Raw genomic sequence first — 22132 nt, 5'->3', positions numbered from 1 at the left:
ATATGAGTTTTGCCGAAAGAGCAATTAAGATTTTGATTGTCGAAGACGAACTGTTAATTGCTAAAAACTTAGCCCCGAAATTAGAGAAGTTGGGATATCAAATCGCCGATATAGTTTCTTCAGGAGCGGATGCCATTCAGCGCGCCCGCGAACTACAACCAGATTTAATTTTAATGGACATAGTTATCAAAGGCGACATTGACGGCATAGAAACAGCAGCAATAATTAATCAAGAATTAGATATACCAATTATCTATACAACTGCCTATGCCGACGACGCAACTTTGCAGCGAGCCGAAAATACTGGTTCTTACGGCTACCTGCTAAAACCTTTTAAAGAAAGAGAAATGCACGCCACTATCAAGATAGCACTGAGCAAACATCAAGAAGCAGTTAGTCTGAAAAAAATAATGGCAGTAGCAGCAGAAAAAAGCGAAAATAGAGCGCGCTTTATTTCAATGGCTTACCACGATTTAAACACTCCTTTAACTACTATACAGTTATCGGCTGAAATGCTAGAAGATAGCGATTTGCAGAGAAACCCCGGAACTACCCATAAAAATGTCGATCGCATTAAAAAAGCCGTCAGTAATATGAGTGGGTTGCTGGAAGATATTTTAATGCTTAGCAAAGCAGAATCAGGCAAAGTTTGCTTAAATTTAAATCAGATTAATGCGACGGATTTATGCAATTCTATTTTAGAAGAACTGCAACCTATCGTCACAGACAAACACCTAATACATTTCCGCAGTCACACAAATCCGCTGCACGCCAATCTCGATGCCAAACTACTGCACCACCTTCTGACTAATTTGCTTTCAAACGCTATTAAATATTCTCCAAACGGTGGCAAGGTCAGTTTAGACTTAAGCTGCGAAAATCAACAAATAATTTTGTGCGTGCGAGATGAGGGAATTGGGATGACACCGGAATATCAAGGAAAACTATTTCAGCAGTTTGAACGGGGTGCTAATGTAGGCAATATTAAAGGATCGGGTTTGGGACTCTGCATTGTCAAACACATAGTTGACCTGCACGGCGGTACAATAAGTGTGGAAAGTGCGATCGACAAAGGTACTAAATTTATTGTCGCGCTGCCTTTGTTAGTCAGTAGTCAGTAGTCAGTAGTCATGTCCGGTAAAATAAGCACAATACTTGTAGGGGCGGGTTTCACCAACAATCTATCATCCAGACTAACAATCTACATAAACCCGCCCCCACCACGCGACAGAATTTCATCGCGGACAATTCAACGGAGAGGAGATAAAAGTATCGGGGGGCGGGTTTATGAGATTGTAGATTACAGGCAATTATTGTTAGTCAACCCGCCCCTACAAAATTCATACAAGTCTCAATCAGGCCGGACATGATATCATTTTTAAGCAAATCGATGGGGAGACAAAAGCTCGATCGCCCTATCTTCTTCTCCCCCCGCCGCATTCGCAAATCGCTCAGCCAAAGCAGGTACAATCACCAAAGGATTGCTGAGACCGGAAAAAACGTGCAATCCAGGGCGATCGGCAATTGGCCCCACTACAGGCAAATTATCAGCGCTAAATGCCACACTACACTCGTGCCAAGTTGCCGGTAAACCTGCCAAATCAGGCAAAACCTTGCTGATTCCTGCACGAATTGCCGTTTCGCTGGTTTCGCGATCGACTTTAGCATTCAAATCGCTCAAAGTGCGAGACAATTGCCCGATCCGCAAACTGCCATCCTTAAACCCAATTGCACCAGAATCTAAAATCGGCGGCTGTAACTCTTTACCAGGTTCATCCCACAGAAAATCTACCTCAATTCTACTCGATTCAGCTTCCAATTCAAAACGTTTTAATACCGCAGGCATCACCAAAGTCCTGAGTTTCAAATCCACAGGTGCTGTTTCCAAAATCTCCGTGCGAGTAAAATAAACTCCCACAGAAACACCAGCGACTTTCAGCAAACTCCGACTCCAACCTCCCGCACAAACCACAGTATTTTCACAACGATAAATTCCCTGGGCCGTCTTGACTCCCGAAATCCGATTTCCCTCTTCTATAAACCCAATTACTTCAGCAAATTCTATAGTTCCTCCCAACCGTAGAAACCCTTGACAATAAGCTTTATTTGTGGCAGTCGGCGAAATGTGACCGTGACGCACAATCAGAGCTCCGGCGATCGCACTTTTATTGAGTAAAGGTTCCAACTCGCCAGCTTCTGCAACACTCAAAAGCTGCGGAAAGATCGCAAAATGCGCGTAATTAGCCGCCACTTTTTCGGCATCAGTACCTGCCTCAATTGTCAGCAGCAAATCCAACTCGCGAAACTCAGTATCAGCATCTAATTCGACCGATAAATGGCGGTGGCGTTCGATCCCTTCCCGACACAATTGCCGAGTTAAATCAGTCGTTCCCGACCAATAAGCCAAGCCGCCATAACTAAAACGAGTCGCATTTTGCAGGGTAGCATCTCGTTCCAAAAGCAGCACAGCAAAACCTTTTTTTGCCAGTTCGTAACTCAGTGACGCACCCGTAATGCCACCGCCGACAACAATCCAATCGTAACTTTTCATGGGCAACTCAAACGGAAGGAAAATATCATGCTTAGATTTTAGCTTAGTTTTTTTCCGAACCAATCGAAAAACCTCTACCTACAGGAAGAGGCTGCCTGCGATCGCCCTAACTGAAACTTCCACCCGTCGGGAGATGTTTAGGTAGAGATATTTTTCGTTCAATAGTAGGAATTAGAGTCAGCAAAAAATTAGAAATACCAGAGAGGTTTTTATGAGTATCGACAAACCAGGCAAAGATATGGAGCGCACGGTCAATCCGGGCGATCGTATTGCCGACGAACCGCAAACCATCGAAGAAAAAGCCCAGCAACTGGCGGTAGACCACGTACCCGACATCACGGGAGATGTTGTTACAGTTCCAACTTATGTGATCGTAGAAGAACCCGATGGGGAAAAGAAAGCTTTGCACCACGTCAAAGACGCCGATGAAATTTCTGACGTAATTCGGCAGGCCCGCGTTGACGAAAATGGCGAGCGGGTTTGGGATTAAGTTCAATCCAATAAAAACGGCTTTGTTGTACAAAAGTTATCGTAGAAATCATGGAAACAAATCCCAGAAATAGTACGCCTTATCCCAATATTCCGCCGATTCTCGAAAGTGACGACAGAGAGTATCGCGATGCCGGCATTACGAGTACGCTTTCAGTTGCAGGCCATCCCCTCCACCCAATCATCGTCATCTTTCCGGTAGCCTTTTTAGTAGGAGCCGCCGGCACTGATGTCGGTTATTGGCTGACAAGCGATCCGTTTTGGGCGAGAGCTTCGGTTTGGCTGATGGGTGTCGGTTTTGCGGCGGGGATTTTGGCCGCAATCACAGGCTTTTTAGATTTTTTCAAAGTTAAAAGAGTGCGCGATCGCAGTGCCGGTTGGTTGCACATGGGCGGCAATGTGGCGGTTATGGTACTTACCCTGATTAACCTGTTGTTGCGACAAGGAAATCCGGCTGAGCCGATCGTATATACAGGTTTAGCAATATCGATCGTCGTTGCAACCTTGCTGGGCATTACAGGCTGGTTCGGCGGCGAACTAAGTTTTCGCCATAAAATCGGCGTCATCGGCCCTACCAGTCATAATTCGTAGGTTTCTGACCATTTGTAGTAGGGACTTGGGTTCCTCTTCATTGGACACTTTAGGACTAAAGTCCTTACTACAAACTTAAAGATTGTCCCAGCCAATTGAGATAAGCATCGCTGCCAGCGATAATAGGAATAGCAATAATTTCGGGAACTTCATAGGAATGGAGTTCCTGAACTTTTGTTTTTAAAGCCTCCAATTTAGCCAGATCAGTCTTAATTACCAACTGCCACTCCGACTCGGAATGAATCTCGCCTTGCCAAGTATAAATAGAGCGAATCGGCGACAAACTCACACAAGCAGCCAGCTTGTGTTCAACTAAAGATTTAGCAATATTTTCCGCCTCCGCCTCCGATGCAGCAGTTACCAGCACCACCCCAAAATTAACAGTCATAACAATTTTAGATTTGAGATTAAAAAATAGATTTCAACAAAAAACCTTGAGCGTAATCCTTTGTAGCTACAGGGCAATGCCTTGTCAGGCGCGGATATCTACCACTTCTAATAATTCTAGTTACCGGATTTAATCGATCGTGTCGCATCTAAATTTTACCAAAAAGAATTGGTTTAAAGCCCCAAGCATGAGCGGGAGAAATTAAAAGAAGACTATTCATTACTCCAATCCTCGGACTTCCAGGTAGAAGTCGCCCCGCGTGCGGTCAACTGTCAAGCGGTCAACTGTCAACTGAAAGTCAAGTGGGATGAAATTCTTGTGGGAAGTAGGGGTTGGGCGGGATGCCCGCCCAAAAATCCCCTTCAGATACGCAATTACCAATTCCCCACTTCCAAACTCCCCCTTTCCCATTACCCATTTTTAATTTCCGTAACTTCCCAAGAATTGACTCTGCCCGCCCCAGCTAAGGAAAAATAGCGCCTAGTAGATTCCGGCAAAATAGCTCCCGCCAACAAAGCATTATCTAAATTAGCTCCTATTAACGTCGCCTCGCTCAAATCTGCTGCCATCAAATCTGCTTGACACAACTTTGCCCAATTCAGATTAGCCCCTCTCAAACAACTTCCCCTCAACTTAGCCCGGGTTAAGTTTGCACCCGCCAACTTTACCCCACGCAACTGAGCCGCGCTGAAATTCGCCCCTGCCAAATTGGAGCCTTCCAAATTAGCTCCCATTAATTTAGCTTCACTCACGTTAACGCCACTCAAATCTACACCGCAGAGATTCACCCCTGTCAACTGCGCTCGCCGCAGACTGACTCCGGTTAATTGAGCTCCAACAAGTTTTGCACTGTTGAGCCTTGCACCGTAAAGGTTGGCCCACTTAAAATTAGCTGCCGTCAGATTCGCGCCCAGCAAGTTAACTAATTGCAAGTCGGCGCTGCACAAATTGGCATTCCACAACACAGCACCGCGCAGGTTTGCGCTAGTTAAAGTTGCGCCGGTTAACTTTACTCTGGGCAATTTTGCTTTTACCAAAAAAGCTCCACTCAAATTAGCTTTTGTCAAATCTGCACCCGAAAGTTGGGTTTCGCCCATTTTGGCAAAAGTCAGATTTGTTCTTTGCATCTGTGCATCTTTGAGTGTGGCTTTGGTGAGAAACGCCCTGCTGAGGTTCGCCCCGGAAAGATTAGCTTGCGAAAGGTTGACTCCGATTAAGATTGATCCGCTGAGGTTTTTTCCGCTGAGGTCGGCTCCACTAAAATCTCTTTGTCCTTTTTCGTAATTGTTGAGCAGTTCACTAACTTCCATAGGGCATCATACCTTCTATGATTGTGGGGTTTCGATCCAGAAATCTTTACTGTTAAGGTTGTTTCAGAAAGGAAACTGTTTCAGAAAGGAAACTGTTTTAGCGTTTGCCTCAAACGGTATAAATTTCATTAACATCACTTTCTGTTTAAAGGCAATCTCTTAATAAAGATTTTATATCTTCCACGGGGTAGCGATCGCCCTTTCGGTATTTTTGAATTAAAAGTTAATATTTTTTGACATAGATACTCCTTGCTTAAGGATCTAGCCTAATTCGCAACTTCAGGCGCAGCGTGCCCTTGAATCCTGCAGGAGGTTGCCAGGAACTCAAAGCCTTCTTGAGAGTCTCTACGGCGTCTGTTGCTTGCAGCGTCGAGGTTTGAGGGTCGATCGCCACTCGGGCAACGCGGCCGTCTTGTACCGATAACTCCCACACCGTTTCACCGCTAACCCCCGCCGGGAGATTAACCGATTGTAGGTATTGAGTCAAAGCCACGAGTGCCCCGGCATCCAACCCTTCGGCGCTGACTACTTGGAGGCGAGAAACCAAAGGCTTCGGGCGTTGCAACTCACCGTAACCGGGCTGCCGTGGCATAGCAGGAGCTGGACTCACTGGCGCCGAGTTGCGAGTCGAGGTAACGCTGCGAGTGCCGCCTCTAGTTGGCTCGGCCCCTTCCGACTCGAAAATACCTTCATAGCTGACACCCTGCGGCAATTCCACAGGCACTTGCACGCGGCGACGAGATCCATCTGGTTCGACTCGCACTTCTTCGCTCACAGCCACAAAAGCCGTGTATTCCGACAGCAACCGATAACTCAGAGCAGTATTAGTCACAGCTTCCACCAGAGATTTAGTCTCACCACCAAACATTTGATTCATTAAATCTTTAATGCGCCATCGCCCCCAAAGTTGAGCTACCGCCGGATTGCCAAAATCCGTAGCGCTTGCTGCGACTGAAGTTGACTCCCGCTGCCGCGAAGAGCCGGATTGAGCAAAATTAACAGGTAAAACTTGCTCGTAAGCTTTGCCGCCCGCAAGAGTGCCGCGAATGCGAAGTTGGCCGGAGGCTCGATCGCTCTTTTTGCCAAACAAAACCAGCGGCCCACTCGCAAACAAATCTGGAGGTGCGATCGGATAAATCTCCGGTTTTTCCCCCATTCCTTCCCAACTAATTTGAATATTAGTCAATACCGGACGATTAATTTCCCGAAAAAACTTTTCTGCCGCTTCTGCCGAGGGTTCATCTTGACGAATTACCTGAGACGTGCCTCTTCCCACTTCCGCCAAACGGTTAATCAAAAACCGATTCACCGAACCGCCGACACCAAAACTATAAAGTCGATTTCCCGGTTTCAGACTCTGCTGAACCAGAGCCAGCACTTCATTTTCATTACCAATGTAACCGTCAGTAATTAGTACAATACTCCGCAGCCTTCCCCTTGCCGCCGCCGGAAAATTCATCACAGTTTGAATGCCGTTAAGCAATTCAGTACCGCCGTTAGCCTGCAACTTTTCGATATAATTAATTGCTTTTTGTCGATTTTCTGGAGTATTTGCTAAAGGAGTTGTTGAAAGCGCTTGCGCAGTGTTGGCAAAATCAATAATAGTAAAAGTATCGTTGGGATTGAGCCCTTGAATGAAGCGGCGCATCAACTCCTTAGATTTTGCCAGCGGTTCGCCCTGTTGAGAACCGGAAGTATCCATCAGAAACACGAGATCTTTTGGTACAATTTCATTAGTTTTGTAGTTTAAAGCCGGAATCAAATAAGTAGCAAAATGACCGCCCCGCTTGTCTGATTGAGTCAAAATAGTTGCCCGAGTATTTTCGCCCGCGACTCGATAGCGCAGAATTAAATCTTTATTGGGAATGGTGTCTGAATTGGCTAATTGGACTTGTACAATATTGCCGCTGCGGTCAGTTGTAATTTGATGGGAAGTAGAGCGGACATCGCCGATCGCCACTCCGGCATCTATTTCTACCGAAACAGCGATATTGTGACCCGATCGTGTTCCGGGAGGCAAAACAGGCGGGTTAATGCGATCGGCACCTGTCGAATTTCCCGAAATATAGCGCGGCCCTACCACCATTGGAAACACAAATTCATAATCGCCGCCGGCAAACTTGAGACTTTCGGTGTAGCGAATCGTAACTTCAATTTTTTCTCCCGGTTTGATATTAGCGAGAGACTGAGTAAAAATATTGGATCGTTCTTGTTCCAACAAACCAGCAGTCCGGCCTTGCTTTCTGGCTTGTTCGTAAATTTCCAAAGCTTCCTCGCGGCGTTTGATATCCGCTTTAATAATTCGTGAGCCTATTTTAATTTCCATATCGTCCACCGCCGCTTCGTCGGGCAAAGGAAATATATAAACAGCTTCTATAGATTCGGGAAAAGGATTTTCAAACTTCTGAACAACTTCGACGCGGGAGATATTGCCAGCAATTTTGGCTTTAACTTCAGTCTGCTTGAGAGGAAAGACTTGTTCTTGAGTCGTATTGGGAGTTTTGACGAACAAACCGCCTACTCGACAGCTAGTTTCGGGCGATCGCGCCCCATTGCAATTAACATCGTTACTAGCGAGGATTTTCGGCGACACAGAGGAATAATTTTCCCCAGGAGCGTTTGCCCGCGCCGCATTTGGAGCGAGCCACGCGCCACACTCGATCGCAGCGAGCAATGCGATACCAGCAGAAAGCAACCGTTGAGGGGATATAACGCAGACAAACTTCATAGCTGTTTTTTTTAGCAGACTTGAGGTGCTATGTTTACCATGACTTTACGCTTCGCGAAACGTTCCTGAGTTAGCTTTCTGGGAAAAATCACCAAGGGCATAGGGCTGATTTTAGATTTTAGATTTTAGATTTTAGATTGACTCGCCTAGGGGCGGACTGTGGGCTTCCATCCGTATTTGGGTGAGGTCGGTTGGGGCGATCGTCCGCGACCCCAACCTAGAAGATTGTATGATAGTTAAATAATTAAATAACTCTAACCTCAACCTCTCAAGCTCTAATAAACTGAAAAAGCCATGAATTTTATCAACCCCAAAACCGACTTTGCATTTAAAAAAATCTTCGGCTCTGCTGACAGCAAAGACATTTTGATTAGCTTCTTAAATGCCATCCTCTACGAAGCGCAGCCAGTCATCGAAGATTTAGAAATTCTTGACCCTTATTTAGCTCCCAAAATCAAAGGAGTTAAAGATACTTACTTGGATGTCAAAGCTAAAATTGGTGGCAGTAAAACTGTAATTATTGAAATGCAGGTGTTGAATGTAGAATCCTTTGAAAAACGGATTTTATACAATGCTACCAAAGCTTACTCAGTGCAATTGAAAAGCGGCGAAAACTACAACCTCTTAAATCCCGTGATTGCGTTGACGATTACAGATTTCCCAATGTTTGAGCATCTGGAAACAGTAATTTCGCGGTTTTGTATCAAAGAAAAAAACAATCTGGTCGAGTATTTGGCGGATGAATTAGAATTTGTATTTGTTGAGTTGCCAAAATTTGACAAGACTTTAGCAGAATTAGAGACTCTGACTGATAAGTGGATATATTTCATGAAAACCGCTCGGACGTTAAGGTCTGTACCGGAAGAGTTGGGAAATGTACCGGAACTCCGCAAAGCTTTTACAATTGCCAATGAAGCAAATCTCGATCCTGATGAATTGGAGGATTTAGAAAGGCGAGAAATTTTTATTCAAGACCAGCGCGGTGCAATTACCAAAGCTACCCGAATCGGGATAGAACAAGGCATCAGACAAGGCATCGAACAAGGCATCGAACAAGGCATCGAACAAGGCATCGAACAAGGCATCGAACAAGGTATCGAACAAGGCATCAAACAAGGAAAAGTGACATTAATTGTTCGTCAGTTGGAGCGCAGTGTCGGCTTGCTGTCGCCGGAGATCAAAACCAGCATTGCTGAGTTATCCGCTCAGCAATTAGAGAATTTAGGAGAGGCACTATTAGACTTTGCCAGTGTGTCAGATTTGACAACTTGGTTGCAAGCACATAACAATCGTCAATAATTTGGTCAAATGGGTGTAGGGGTCATCCCCCGTGGTTGCCCTTATGGATTACCTATGTCACATTTGAGTCTGACCTGACATTGAAACATCTAAAGTCGAAAATCCTATGAGCAAATTTGTGTTTGTGACTGGCGGCGTGGTTTCCAGCATCGGCAAGGGAATTGTCGGTGCTTCCTTGGGCCGCCTATTGAAGTCGCGGGACTATTCTGTCTCGATTTTGAAGCTAGACCCCTATATTAACGTTGACCCCGGCACTCTGAGCCCGTTTCAGCACGGAGAAGTCTTTGTGACGCAAGACGGTGCGGAAACTGACCTGGATTTGGGTCACTACGAGCGTTTTACCGATACTTCCATGTCTCGCCTCAACAGCGTCACCACGGGTTCCATTTATCAAGCGGTGATCAACAAAGAACGCCGCGGTGAGTATCAGGGGAGCACGGTGCAGGTGATTCCGCACATCACTAATGAGATTAAAGAGCGAATTCACCGGGTAGCCAAAAATACTAATCCCGATGTCGTGATTACGGAAATCGGCGGAACGGTGGGAGATATTGAGTCTTTGCCGTTTTTGGAGGCAATTCGCCAATTTCGCAAGGATGTCGGCCGGCAAAATGTTGTGTATATGCACGTCACGCTGATACCTTGGATTCCTTCGGCTGGGGAGATGAAAACTAAACCGACTCAGCATTCGGTGAAGGAATTGCGGTCTATAGGCATTCAACCAGATATTTTAGTCTGTCGGTGCGATCGCCCGCTGTCTTTGGGCATGAAACAGAAATTGTCGGAATTCTGCAACGTGCCCGAAGAATGCGTCATCACCGCTCAAGATGCCAAAAGTATCTACGAAGTGCCGCTGATGATGGAACAGGAGGGTTTGGCGGAACAAACCATCAATTTGCTGCAACTCGAACATCGCCAGCCAGATTTGCATCAGTGGCAAACTTTAGTCAACAGGCTTTACAGTCCCAATCACAAAATTGATATTGCTTTAGTTGGCAAATACGTGCGGTTAAACGATGCTTATCTTTCGGTGGTCGAAGCTTTGCGGCACGCGGCAATTGCGATCGGTTGCGACCTAAATTTGCACTGGATTAACTCAGAAGATTTAGAATCGGGAAACCTCGATAATTATCTCAAAGATATCAACGGCATTCTAGTACCGGGAGGTTTTGGGGTTCGGGGAGTTGACGGCAAAATAGCGGCGATCGAATATGCTAAACACCACAAAATTCCATTTTTGGGATTGTGTTTGGGGATGCAGTGTGCTGTGATTGAATGGGCGCGCAACAACGCCCAACTAAAGGATGCCAACAGTGCTGAATTTAACCCCGATACAGCAAACCCGGTAATTAATTTATTGCCAGAACAGCAAGATGTAGTCGATTTGGGCGGTACAATGCGCCTGGGTTTGTATCCGTGCCGCGTCAACCCAGACACCCTCGCTTTCAAACTTTATCAGAAAGAAGTGATTTACGAGCGACACCGCCATCGGTACGAATTCAACAACGCCTACCGCAATCTTTTCTTAGAATCAGGTTATGCAGTCTCCGGTACATCTCCAGACGGCCGATTGGTAGAAATGATCGAATTGCCCAACCATCCCTTTTTCATAGCCTGTCAATTTCACCCCGAATTCCAATCTCGACCTAGCGCCCCCCACCCATTGTTTCAAGGGTTTATCCAGGCCGCTAGCATCCAGGGAAAGCAGGATGTTTTAGAAGATCAGGGTCGCGACTTGGTGGCCGGGAAAGTTGTCGCCAACTGATCTCATATCATGTGCGATCGATTACTTCTGATATATTAGATATCTGTAGGGGCGGTTTAGAATAGACAATATTCAAATCGCCCCGACAATGGACATTACAAAACCCACCCAACAGACCAATAGGATTTGATAGGGGTCGCACTTACCGGACTAGATATCGGGCAGCATTCTCAACGACTGAAAAACCTCCCCCCCAACCCCTATGCTAGGGCTGGGGGGGCTAGTACCACAAGGGAGAAGGCAGAAGGCAGAAGGCAGAAGGCAGAAGGCAGAAGGCAGAAGGTAAAAATGCTGATTTTTTACTTAACTTTTTACGGATTTCAAGGGTGATACCAGTTTCCCAAAAAAATGCAACTTTAGGCAACTTCCCAACCCCGATAGTCATCAGTCATGCCCAATCTAAAATCTAAAATCTAAAATCTAAAATGGTATGAGTTGTCAAACTATTCTAAAATACCAGGAAACACAGGTTTGAGGAGGCTTTGTGGCTTATTGGAGCAAAATTACTTATGAGAAAAGTACATACATAATTGACCTTGACACTATAAGTGCTTTTTCTAGCGAACTGGATAACAAGCGTCTCACCTTTTGGCTGCCTAATAGCAGTCAGCCGATTATCCTCAATCCCCAAGGCAATTATGAGGCTTACAAGCAAGTTCTCGATTACCTCAAAAAAACCATCGATCGCAATTCTAGAGGTTCGTGGATTAAAATTCATTATGACCGCAAAGAATTTGCGATCGATATGAGTCGAATTAGCTCTTTTGCTTGCGAACAGAACGGTCGGCTAAGCTTTTGCTTGCCTGACAGTGCAACTAATATTATTATCCTCCGCCAAAGCAACCCGGAAACTTACCAAGAAATTCAGGAATACATTAAAAATACGACTGGACAATCTCTGCCATGAAGCAGTCATTAGTCATCAGTCATTAGTTAGAAGCATGAACAATGAAGGGAGACTATGTTTAGTAACTCCTCACATTCATTTTATTTTTGAGCTAAAGTGCTTAGGTTGCACCCTAATTTTAGATATAAAAAAAGCGCAGTAAAATGCGCTGATTTTTAAAATTTTAACTATTGAACAAGCTGCCAAGCTAATTTTGCCGCGCCTACCATGCCTGCTTGATTGCCCAATTCAGCAACCAATAACTGCAAATCTTCGCGAGAACTCGGCAGTACACGTTGCTGAATTTCGGATTGAACCTTCGGCAAGAAAAATTCTGCACCTGCACTAATTCCACCACCGATAATAATAGCTTCCGGCGTCAAAATATAAATGAGACTTGCCAAACCGATACCCAGATAGCGCCCGTAATTTTGCCAAAATTCTAAAGCTTTGGCATCTCCAGACTTAGCTAAATTTGCTAATTCTATAGGTTCCAAACCCGTTTCGCGGCGAATTGCTTGTACCGAAACGTACTGTTCTAAAGAACCGCGATTGCCGCTGTTGCACTCCGGGCCGTCGGGATTTATAGTAATCAATCCTAGCTCTCCAGCCGCGCCTTGATGACCTACAAATAGTTTGCCGTCTAGGATAACTGCACCGCCGACGCCTGTACCTAAAGTTAGTAAAATTAGATTTTTAAATTGCCTTCCCGCGCCCAACCAAGCTTCTCCCAATCCGGCACAGTTGGCATCATTTGCTAACATGGTCGGCAGTCCGGTTTTAGCTTCCACCCAGTCAGCGAGGGGGACGTTATGCCAGTTTTTGAGGTTAATTGCTACTCTGGCTATGCGGCCGGCGGCGTCTGCGGGGCCTGGAGTGCCGATGCCGATCGCACTTACAGCATTTTCGACCGGATTCAGTTGTAAAATAGCATCGGTCATCGCGACTAAAACTGCCTCTGGCGTTGCCGGTTGAGGAGTTGGAACAGTTAAGGATTGATGGCAAATGCCGTCTTCGCCGAATCTGCCGAGTTTAATTGCGGTTCCGCCTAAGTCAATGCCGATTACTTGTGTCATTCGATGTGGATTTTGGATGCAATAATTGGGGATTAATCCTAATAGTATAAACGTATTGTATGGTGCGCATTGCGCACCTTACAAATTAAATTGTATGGTGCGCATTGCGCACCTTGCAATTTAAGTAGGTAGTGAATACTTCAGTCCTAAAATTCCTATTTTAAATATATGAGAATTAGCCCAAAAAGGGCGCTTAATTCTTAATATTATCATACCGATCGCACTACTAGCAACAATTATGGATACAAGCAAGTTCGCCTATTTAATTTCGCCTAACTTACGTTGCGCTACCTCTCGGTTGTGCAAAGCATCGTGATAGTCTGGTTTGAGAGCAATTGCCTGATTATAAGATGCGATCGCCTCTTCAAATCTTCCTAAATTATACTGTTCGTTCCCTCGATCGCACCACGCCTCAGCATCTACATTAACTTCCGATTCTGCCTCCGCAGCCTCAGCGCCTCTGCGGTTCACTTCCCCGGAAAAACCCAAACCATCCCCAACAAACACCGCCTCAATCACCCTCCCCTTTGTCTCCTCCTCCTCAGCCTCCGGCAGCGGAAACCGTGTCAATATCTCCCGCCCAATTTGCCTGGCAACCTCTGACAATTCCCCGCTGCCAATTCTACCTAACAATACCAGCCGCTGCGCCAATTCCTGAAGCGATGCCACCGCATCCGTAGCAGCGGTTTCATCATGTTCGCCCTCTAACAATCTTTTGCCAAACCGTCGCAACCAAGCCGCAAACTCACCATCTTTAAGGCGTTTTGCGATTAAGAATCCCGCTACATCCCCGCGACTCCAGCCGGCATTCACCCCTTCCAGCATTTCCATGAATTTCGACTCGTATTCCGCGTCAGTTAAGGTTGGGCGGATGGCGGTATTTCCCGGCGGGGTGGGTGGGGTTGGGGCTCCGAATATTCGCTGAAATAGTCGTTTGAAGAATTGCAGAATTTTGTTTAGCATTTGTGGGGTTGGGAGGGTCGGGTATTTTCTATTTTATAGCAATCTACATAGAGATTGTCGGCGATAAGATCTAGGGACACGGCGCATTGCCGTGTCCGGGATTGCGACGCACAGCAAACAATCATATAAAGTAGAATTAATCTACTTTAAAAGCGGATAATACAGTTCTCCTGTCGAGTTGATAAAACCGGCCCGATCGCCCGCTAAATCTCCCGTTCCCATAAATACGTCAACTCTCCCCGCGCCTTTGATTGCACCGCCGGTATCTTGATCCAAAACGTACCGATTCACGGCATTTTGTTCGAGTTGTCCCGCCGCATTCGGATAAGGGAGTTTTGTACTAATTAATGCTAGTGCACCGGGGGGCATTAAGGCTTTATCGGTGGCGATCGACCTTTCGGCAGTTACTGGCACTCCAATGCTTCCTGTGGCTGGAGCTCCATTAGTATCCCGGAAGAATACAAAGCTTTCATTTTTCGGCAAATATTTGTTCATATCTGCGGGAAAGTTGGTGAAATATTCCCTGAGTTTCGGCAAATTTAACTCTTCTAAAGTAAACTTTCCGTCTTTAACTAATTCTCTTCCAACTCCTGTATAACTGTGACTGGTTTTGCCTGCAAAACCGACGGTCATCATGCTACCATCAGTTAGCTGCAATCTCGCAGAACCTTGGACGTGCACGAGAAATGCTTGGAATCGATCGCGCAACCAAACTAATTCTAATCCTCGCAGCAATCCTTTACTTGCCTGCAAAGCATCTTCGCCTTCTAATTGCAATCTGGTCGGGTGAGGTTTCGGCCAAGATGCCATGTTTTGCGGCATCCGGTACAGGGGATAACGGTATTCGGAATTAGGCGTGCGAGATGCTGCGTAAGTCGGCTCGAAATAACCTGTAAATGCGACTGTTCCTTTGCCGTCTTTGCCCGTGGATTTGTAAAATACAAACTCGCGCTTGACAGATTCCTGAAGTTGTGCTGGGGTTGTGGAACTGACAACTAATTGGCGGAATCGATTGAGGGAACGGCGGACTCGATCGCGCGTAACTCCTGCGACTGGATAGCGGCTGTAAGCAGTGGCGGCGGCCGATGTATTGAGATAGCGGAGGCTGTTGTCGATCGACTTTAACAGCAATTCTTTATCTCCGGATTTGCCATTTTCGCCCCAGATTTGAGCGTCAAAGGCGAGATCATCCGACTCGCCAGCTTGCAATTGATTTAGACTAATTGGTTGCAGTGGCGGCGCTGCAACGGCGGGCACCGAAAAAGCGATCGCCAAAACGCAACAGGCGATCGCTAATAGCTGATAGCGAAAAATCTTGCTCAATTTCCAATCTTTCCTACTCAATTGATAATTTTCCTTATTCATCGTATCGTTCGACGCTAGAAGTAAATATCGGTTCTACGCGAATTGCGAGAACGCTGGTAGGCCGAACTACCATGTATTCGCCTTGAATATTTTTGATCGGGACGTTAAGAAATTCTCTTGAATCTTGTTTCGGCACCAGCGTACTGCTGTACCACTTTTGAAAATCTTGCAGCGTTGCGAAACGCACTTCTTCGCGGTGGCCGCCATCAAGCAGCAGGTGTACGGAATATTCGCTGGGTGTTCTAGGCATAGGAGATGGAGAGAGTTGTTGGAGGACAATCAAAAATCAAAAATCAAAAATCAAAAATCAAAAATCAAAAATTGATGTGGTTGCCCTCAAGCAGCAGGTGCACGGAATATTCGCACTTGTGTTCTAGGCATATCTGTATTTTAGATTTTTGATTGTAAGCTTTTGGAACGATTCCATATTTTACCTCTTCCTCGGCGCATTCCCTCATCTAGTAGGTTGGATTGAGGGAGAGGGAGGGGGGGAGAGGGAGAGAGTGGGAGAGTGGGAGAGGGGGAGAGGGGAGAGTGGGAGAGGGGGAGAGTGGGAGAAGGGGAGGGTGGGAGAGGGGGAGACGGGAGAGTTGTTGCAGGAAAATCTCAATGTAAAATCTAAAATCTAAAATCGATAGAGTTGTTGCAGGAAAATCTCAATCTCGAATCTAAAATCCAAAATCTTAAATCGATTGACGGCGGCCCCTCTATGTGGCTACGCTGTGAAAATAAGGCTGCTTTCCTCAAAGAGGAAGCAGCCCACGTCGCTCAAAAATCTAGTTGCACTGCCCAAAGCTGCTACCAACAGCAATGGACAGCTAACAGCCAAACTGATAGCAGCAGTCTGGAGGCTAATAGAGCTTGACTCAAGTGCCCAATAGTTCGCTAAAATTCTCCATAGTTGATTATTGAGAGGAAGTTTTGTGTTTGCTATTAAACGAGCGCTCAAACTAAATGGCCCAGAAGCGACTTTGATGGCAAAACACGCAGGATTCAGGCGCGTAGTGTTTAACTTTGGGTTGAGCTTGCGGACTCAAATGTATAGCGAGGGAAAATTCACACACTCGAAGGTACTCAACGAAGTTAAAAAAGTTCTTACCAACCACGTCAAGAAACAGGCTGAATTTGGCTGGATGAACCAGTTGTCTAGTCGAGTTTATCAAAATGCTTTGATTGACTTGAAAGATGCTTTTAGTAGATATCGCTCTGGAAAGGCAGGTCATCCAAAATTTGCTAGCCGCCGAGACGGTCAATCTTTTACAGTTGATTCATCTAACGGCAAAGTTTTACTAAGCGCTGGTAAAACCATTAAGATTCCTACCTTGGGGACTTTTCGACTCTACGAAGCCCTAGAATGCGGTTATGTGTCTCAAACTTTTACGATTTCAAAAGAAGGAAGTCGTTGGTTTGTTTCCTTTTGCGTTGATGCCGAACGTTTGCCAGTTCAACAATCTGAAAGCTCTGTAGGAATCGATGTAGGCATTAATTCTTTTGCCACGCTGTCAACTCAGCAGGTCTTTGATGCGCCGAAGCCGTTAAAACAAGCGAAAACCAAGCTTGCCACCTTGCAACGCAAAGCCTCAAAACAGGTAAGAGGCTCCCAAAATCAGCGCAAAATCTACCATAAAATCCGTCGGCTCCATGCACGGATAGCTCGTATTCGTTTAGATTCCCTTCACAAGTTAACAACTTATTTAGCCAAAACTTTTAAGCTAATCAAGATTGAAAACTTGAACGTTCAGGGCATGATGGCGAATCACAAGCTGGCTGGAGCAATATTCGATTTGGGTTTTTACGAGTTCAAACGCCAACTCGATTATAAGTGCAAAATGTATGGGGCAAATTTAGTGCTGGTAGACCAATGGTTCCCCAGCACTAAAACTTGCTCGAATTGTGGCACTAAAAAAGATATGCCACTAAGCATTCGGACTTTTGATTGTCCTGCTTGTGGCATATCTTTAGATCGGGACTGGAACGCAAGTCTAAATATTTTAAATTGGAAACCCTCGGCTTGAGGGGGATAGCCTACTTATCTTGGGATTAGCCGTCTACCCAATAGCGTAGGAAGTAAACTCCGAATTGTGTCTAAAAATGGGTTTAGACAAGTTTAGGTAAGTTTTACAAAGCAGAATTTTAACACTCTCTGTAGCCGCCCTGCTCTGTTTTAACGTGCGGGGCGGCTGGGTTTTTGGGTTTTCCTAGAAAACCAAAAACCAGGAGACCATATTATGTCACAGGAATTCGTGCCTGACGATAACTTTTCCGCGCGTCCAAATGACGACTCAGCAGTATCGGAACAGGAAGTCGTGCGGATAACGGTTGTCGGTTCCCGCGCAGCCGTGTTAGAAACCATCCACACCTTGTACCGACTGGGATTTGCCGCCGTCGGGGATTGGAGCCCGCCGCAGCGAGGTGCAAAGCCGGGACAAGTGATTAGCGTACTCATTCGCCGATCGCGCAAAGCTTAAAAATAGGCTGAAATACGGTAGGGAAACGACACCCTGCCTTTCGTCCTGTCAACAAACACGTTAAACCCGCAGTCCGAGAGGGGTTGAAACCCCTTCCTCAAAACTCAAGTCCTCGCTATGAGGACTCAGAAGAACACTTTTAAACTCATTAGTCCTATGCAAGAGGACTTTAGCTATTAGACAGGGAATTCATTCCCTGGCGGACTGAGGGGCAGGTGGGAGGACTGGCGGACGATGGGCTTAAGTTGACACGCTTTGGACACGGGGCCCGGCCGTGTCCTCCATCGCCGCGTCTAGATGGCTGGATCTCCGATTGTCACATCCTCCGAGGGCGATGGGGAAATTTCATCATCCAACCCGGTTAATTTTATCCGTTCCCCACAGTCAGGACACGCCTTGGCCTAAGTCCCTACAATGATTAATGGGGCGGAATAAATGGATTGTGTATTTTAGAACACGATTTGACCGCAACACTTAAAATAGTCTTGATTTACCGATCGACTGCACCCTTTTCTCATCAATATTTCTGGTTAGCTGGGGGTGTCTGTCAGCCGGAGTTGTGAGGTTCTGCTTCCAAAATGCTGAGAATGGTGCACAATTTCAAATTAACAACAAAACTTGCACTATTTTGAGTAAGCTTTGGGGGGAACAGCTTAGAAAGCCTGTTTCTAAGACTGATGCAAAATATCAAATTAATCCTCCACCTTGTCCAATTACTAATTACGAACCTATGCCCCGTCGTCAAGACTTAAAAAAAATTCTTCTCATTGGTTCCGGCCCAATTGTTATCGGTCAAGCGTGCGAATTTGACTATTCAGGGACACAAGCTTGCAAAGCTTTGCGAGAAGAAGGTTTTGAAGTAGTGTTGGTAAATTCCAACCCTGCAACAATTATGACCGATCCGGAAACTGCCGATCGCATTTACATCGAACCTCTAACGCCAGCCATCCTCGAACAAATCATCGCTAAAGAAAGACCTCAAGCAATTTTACCGACAATGGGGGGTCAAACAGCACTAAATTTAGCAGTTGCCGTCGCTAAAAATGGCGTTTTAGAAAAATACAACGTCGAGTTGATTGGTGCTAAGTTGCCAGCAATTGAAATGGCAGAAGATCGGCTATTATTTAAGGAAGCAATGGCGCGAATTGGTGTGGCAGTTTGCCCTTCGGGAATTGCCAACACTCTCGACGAAGCCAAAGCAATTGGTCACCAAATCGGCAGTTATCCGTTAATTATTCGTCCTGCTTTTACAATGGGAGGCACGGGAGGCGGCATTTCTTACAATCAAGAAGAATTTGAAGAAATGGCACAAGGCGGGATTGATGCCAGTCCAGTATCGCAAATTTTGATCGAACAATCTTTGATTGGTTGGAAAGAGTACGAACTGGAAGTAATGCGGGATTTGGCAGATAATGTGGTGATTATTTGTTCGATCGAGAATCTCGACCCGATGGGCGTCCACACCGGCGATTCTATCACCGTCGCCCCGGCGCAAACTCTCACAGACAAAGAATATCAGCGCCTGCGGGATGCTTCGGTGAAAATTATTCGCGAAATCGGAGTTGAAACCGGCGGTTCCAATATTCAATTTGCCGTCAATCCTGTCAACGGAGATTTCATCGTTATTGAAATGAATCCTCGGGTTTCCCGTTCCTCCGCGTTGGCCTCGAAAGCAACTGGTTTCCCTATTGCTAAAATGGCCGCAAAATTAGCGGTAGGTTACAGCCTAGACGAAATTTCCAACGATATTACCAAGAAAACTCCGGCGTCTTTTGAACCGACAATTGACTACGTAGTGACGAAGATTCCCCGATTTGCCTTTGAAAAGTTCCCTGGTTCCGAACCGACTCTGACAACGCAAATGAAGTCAGTAGGAGAGGTAATGGCGATCGGGCGCAGCTTCAACGAATCCTTCCAAAAAGCACTGCGGGGATTGGAAACAGGCCGCGCAGGTTTCGGGTGCGACAAACCGGAAAAGTTGCCGAGTTTGGAACAAATTCGCGCCGGATTGCGGACGCCAAATCCCGATCGCATTTTTACAGTTCGCCACGCGATGATGATGGGAATGTCGGTGGAAGATATCTTCGAGTTTACAGGAATTGATCCTTGGTTTTTGGATAAGATGCAGGAATTGCTGGAAACTGAGAAGTTCTTGAAACGAACGCGGTTGGAAGAGTTGACAAAAGAGGCAATGTTTGAAGTAAAGCAGTTGGGTTTTAGCGATCGCCAAATTGCTTACGCCACCAAAACCCCGGAAGATCAAGTCCGCGCTTACCGCAAAGAGTTAGGCGTAATTCCGGTTTACAAAACAGTCGATACTTGTGCCGCTGAATTTGAAGCGTTTACACCGTATTATTATTCCACCTACGAAGCGGGTGCGGCAATTTGGGAATTGGGCGATGAAGAAAAGAAAGTTTCGCCTGTAGGCCACAGTCTCGCGCCGGAGTCGGAAGTTTTGCCTTCTACCAAACGAAAAGTGATGATTTTAGGTGGCGGGCCGAACCGAATCGGACAGGGAATTGAGTTTGATTACTGCTGCTGTCACGCTTCCTATTCCCTAGGAGAAGACGGCTTTGAGACAATTATGGTCAACTCGAACCCGGAGACGGTTTCGACGGATTATGATACGAGCGATCGCCTGTATTTTGAACCGCTAACAAAAGAAGATGTTCTCAACATCATCGAAGCCGAAAATCCAGAGGGAGTAATTATTCAGTTTGGCGGTCAAACGCCGCTGAAATTAGCGGTTCCTTTACAAAAAGCTCTGGAAAATCACCCCGATGTACAAACAAAAATCTGGGGAACTTCGCCGGATTCCATTGATACTGCTGAAGACAGGGAGCGATTTGAAAAGATTCTGCGGGAGTTGGATATTCAGCAAGCTGCTAATGGTTTAGCCCGCAGTTTTGAGGATGCTTTAATAGTAGCTCAACGGATCGGTTATCCGGTAGTGGTGCGACCGAGTTACGTATTAGGCGGGCGAGCAATGGAAATTGTTTATTCCGATACGGAATTGGAACGTTACATGACCTATGCCGTCTTAGTAGAACCCGATCATCCGATTTTAATTGATAAGTTCTTGGAGAACGCGATCGAGGTTGATGTCGATGCGATCGCCGATGCTACTGGCAATGTGACGATCGGCGGTATTATGGAGCACATTGAGGAAGCGGGAATCCACTCCGGCGACTCTGCTTGTTCTATCCCTTACCAAACGCTTTCTGACGCAGCTTTGGCAACAATCCGCCGCTGGACTGTAGAATTAGCAAAATCCCTGAAAGTAATCGGCTTGATGAATATTCAATTTGCTGTTCAAGGGGAACAAGTTTTCATTTTGGAAGCTAATCCGCGCGCTTCTCGAACAGTGCCTTTTGTGTCCAAGGCGATCGGAGTTCCCTTAGCAAAAATGGCCTCGCGAGTCATGTCTGGCAAAACTCTAGAAGCTTTGGGTTTTACTGAAGAGATTATACCCACCCATGTTTCGGTAAAAGAAGCTGTATTGCCCTTTGCTAAGTTCCCCGGAACTGATACCTTGTTAGGGCCAGAAATGCGATCGACCGGTGAAGTCATGGGAATTGACACCGATTTTGGCAAAGCCTTTGCCAAAGCTCAACTCGGTGCCGGACAAATGATGCCGTTGTTGGGAACCGTGCTGATTTCGATGCGCGATCGGGACAAACTAGCAGTTGTACCTGTTGTCAAGGAATTCTTAGAATTGGGTTTCAAAGTAGTCGCAACTCACGGGACACGCAAAGTTTTGCGAGAGCAAGGTTTAGAGGTAGATTTGGAATTGAAACTGCACGAAGGGCGACCAAATTTGTTGGATTCGATCAAGAATGAGAAAATTCAACTAATTATCACCACACCTTCTGGGGAAGAATCCCGCGCCGACGGAATCTTTATCCGCCGCACAGCTTTGACTTACAAAATCCCGATTATTACCACAATAGCTGGTGCCAAAGCGACAGCAGCGGGAATTCGATCGCTCAAATCCCACCCGATGGAAGTAAAAGCAATTCAAGACTATTACCCGCAAACCTAAACTGGGAAAGTCTCAAAGGTAGGGTGCGCACTGCGCACCTTACTACTATTACCCGCAAACCTAAACTGGGAAAGTCTCAAAGGTAGGGTGCGCACTGCGCACCTTACTACAAACGATTAAGGACTTGCATTCTTTTCAAGACTATTACCCGCAAACCTAAACTGGGAAAGTCTCAAAGGTAGGGTGCGCACTGCGCACCTTACTACTATTA

19 protein-coding genes are annotated in these 22132 nt (G+C 46.0%); 10 read left to right on the top strand and 9 right to left on the bottom strand.

What is annotated here, in order from left to right; genetic code table 11:
* The first annotated feature begins 2 nt into the window (after positions 1–2).
* Positions 3–1121, top strand: a complete 1119-nt coding sequence (locus QUB77_RS13505) for an ATP-binding protein (RefSeq protein ID WP_333173552.1) — start codon at positions 3–5, stop codon at positions 1119–1121.
* A gap of 257 nt (positions 1122–1378) precedes the next feature.
* On the opposite strand, the gene QUB77_RS13500 is transcribed toward QUB77_RS13505, so the two are convergent.
* On the bottom strand, positions 1379–2551 hold the full coding sequence (locus tag QUB77_RS13500) for an FAD-binding oxidoreductase (protein ID WP_333173551.1): 1173 nt from the start codon (positions 2549–2551) through the stop codon (positions 1379–1381).
* 211 nt (positions 2552–2762) lie between these two features.
* On the opposite strand from QUB77_RS13500, the gene QUB77_RS13495 reads away from it, so the two are divergent.
* Together QUB77_RS13495 and QUB77_RS13490 are read left to right on the top strand one after the other, a co-directional pair.
* Positions 2763–3041 (top strand): hypothetical protein, encoded by a 279-nt coding sequence (locus QUB77_RS13495; RefSeq protein WP_333173549.1) that lies wholly within the window; start codon positions 2763–2765, stop codon positions 3039–3041.
* A gap of 50 nt (positions 3042–3091) precedes the next feature.
* Positions 3092–3631 (top strand): DUF2231 domain-containing protein, encoded by a 540-nt coding sequence (locus QUB77_RS13490; RefSeq protein ID WP_333173547.1) that lies wholly within the window; start codon positions 3092–3094, stop codon positions 3629–3631.
* A 67-nt stretch (positions 3632–3698) separates the two neighbouring features.
* Here the strand turns inward: QUB77_RS13490 and cutA are convergent, their stop codons facing one another.
* From cutA to QUB77_RS13470, 4 genes are all read right to left on the bottom strand, one after another.
* Complete coding sequence (gene cutA / locus QUB77_RS13485; RefSeq protein WP_333173544.1) at positions 3699–4019, bottom strand: divalent-cation tolerance protein CutA; 321 nt, start codon at positions 4017–4019, stop codon at positions 3699–3701.
* 219 nt (positions 4020–4238) lie between these two features.
* On the bottom strand, positions 4239–4430 hold the full coding sequence (locus tag QUB77_RS13480; RefSeq protein WP_333173542.1) for a hypothetical protein: 192 nt from the start codon (positions 4428–4430) through the stop codon (positions 4239–4241).
* Complete coding sequence (locus tag QUB77_RS13475; RefSeq protein WP_333173540.1) at positions 4430–5329, bottom strand: pentapeptide repeat-containing protein; 900 nt, start codon at positions 5327–5329, stop codon at positions 4430–4432. Before QUB77_RS13475 ends, QUB77_RS13480 begins: the two co-directional genes overlap by 1 nt.
* A 253-nt stretch (positions 5330–5582) precedes the next feature.
* Complete coding sequence (locus QUB77_RS13470) at positions 5583–8057, bottom strand: VIT domain-containing protein (protein WP_333173537.1); 2475 nt, start codon at positions 8055–8057, stop codon at positions 5583–5585.
* Between the two features lie 294 nt (positions 8058–8351).
* Here QUB77_RS13470 and QUB77_RS13465 point away from each other — a divergent pair, with 294 nt between their 5' ends.
* From QUB77_RS13465 to QUB77_RS13455, 3 genes are all read left to right on the top strand, one after another.
* Entirely contained in the window at positions 8352–9356 is a 1005-nt protein-coding gene (locus QUB77_RS13465; RefSeq protein ID WP_333173534.1) for an Rpn family recombination-promoting nuclease/putative transposase, read from the top strand.
* A gap of 106 nt (positions 9357–9462) precedes the next feature.
* Positions 9463–11121 (top strand): CTP synthase, encoded by a 1659-nt coding sequence (locus tag QUB77_RS13460; RefSeq protein WP_333173531.1) that lies wholly within the window; start codon positions 9463–9465, stop codon positions 11119–11121.
* A gap of 484 nt (positions 11122–11605) precedes the next feature.
* Positions 11606–12028: a hypothetical protein gene (locus tag QUB77_RS13455; protein ID WP_015174977.1), complete on the top strand. Its 423-nt coding sequence runs from the start codon at positions 11606–11608 to the stop codon at positions 12026–12028.
* 167 nt (positions 12029–12195) lie between these two features.
* On the opposite strand, the gene QUB77_RS13450 is transcribed toward QUB77_RS13455, so the two are convergent.
* The 4 genes from QUB77_RS13450 to QUB77_RS13435 form a co-directional block, all read right to left on the bottom strand.
* Positions 12196–13083 (bottom strand): ROK family protein, encoded by an 888-nt coding sequence (locus QUB77_RS13450; protein ID WP_333173528.1) that lies wholly within the window; start codon positions 13081–13083, stop codon positions 12196–12198.
* A 258-nt stretch (positions 13084–13341) separates the two neighbouring features.
* Entirely contained in the window at positions 13342–14046 is a 705-nt protein-coding gene (locus QUB77_RS13445; protein ID WP_333173526.1) for a tetratricopeptide repeat protein, read from the bottom strand.
* A 141-nt stretch (positions 14047–14187) separates the two neighbouring features.
* Positions 14188–15411, bottom strand: a complete 1224-nt coding sequence (locus QUB77_RS13440) for a murein transglycosylase A (protein WP_333173524.1) — start codon at positions 15409–15411, stop codon at positions 14188–14190.
* A complete protein-coding gene (locus tag QUB77_RS13435; protein WP_333070949.1) occupies positions 15404–15661 on the bottom strand; it encodes a hypothetical protein in 258 nt (85 codons plus the stop codon). The genes QUB77_RS13440 and QUB77_RS13435 overlap by 8 nt, the downstream gene beginning before the upstream one ends.
* A 459-nt stretch (positions 15662–16120) precedes the next feature.
* Between QUB77_RS13435 and QUB77_RS13430 the strand changes: the two genes are divergently transcribed.
* From QUB77_RS13430 to carB, 4 genes are all read left to right on the top strand, one after another.
* Entirely contained in the window at positions 16121–16276 is a 156-nt protein-coding gene (locus QUB77_RS13430) for a hypothetical protein (protein WP_333323045.1), read from the top strand.
* Positions 16277–16334: 58 nt separating this feature from the next.
* On the top strand, positions 16335–17426 hold the full coding sequence (locus tag QUB77_RS13425) for a transposase (protein ID WP_333173519.1): 1092 nt from the start codon (positions 16335–16337) through the stop codon (positions 17424–17426).
* Between the two features lie 213 nt (positions 17427–17639).
* Positions 17640–17879 carry a hypothetical protein gene (locus QUB77_RS13420; protein ID WP_333173517.1) on the top strand — a complete coding sequence of 80 codons (240 nt, stop codon included), beginning with the start codon at positions 17640–17642 and terminating at the stop codon, positions 17877–17879.
* A 730-nt stretch (positions 17880–18609) separates the two neighbouring features.
* Positions 18610–21921, top strand: coding sequence for a carbamoyl-phosphate synthase large subunit (carB, locus tag QUB77_RS13415; RefSeq protein WP_333173756.1), 3312 nt, complete (start codon positions 18610–18612; stop codon positions 21919–21921).
* The last annotated feature ends 211 nt before the right edge of the window (positions 21922–22132 follow it).

The sequence above is a fragment of the Microcoleus sp. AT9b-C3 genome (genome assembly GCF_036705485.1).
Taxonomy (GTDB): Bacteria; Cyanobacteriota; Cyanobacteriia; order Cyanobacteriales; family Microcoleaceae; genus Microcoleus.
This window is presented reverse-complemented; position numbering and strand designations above follow the sequence as displayed.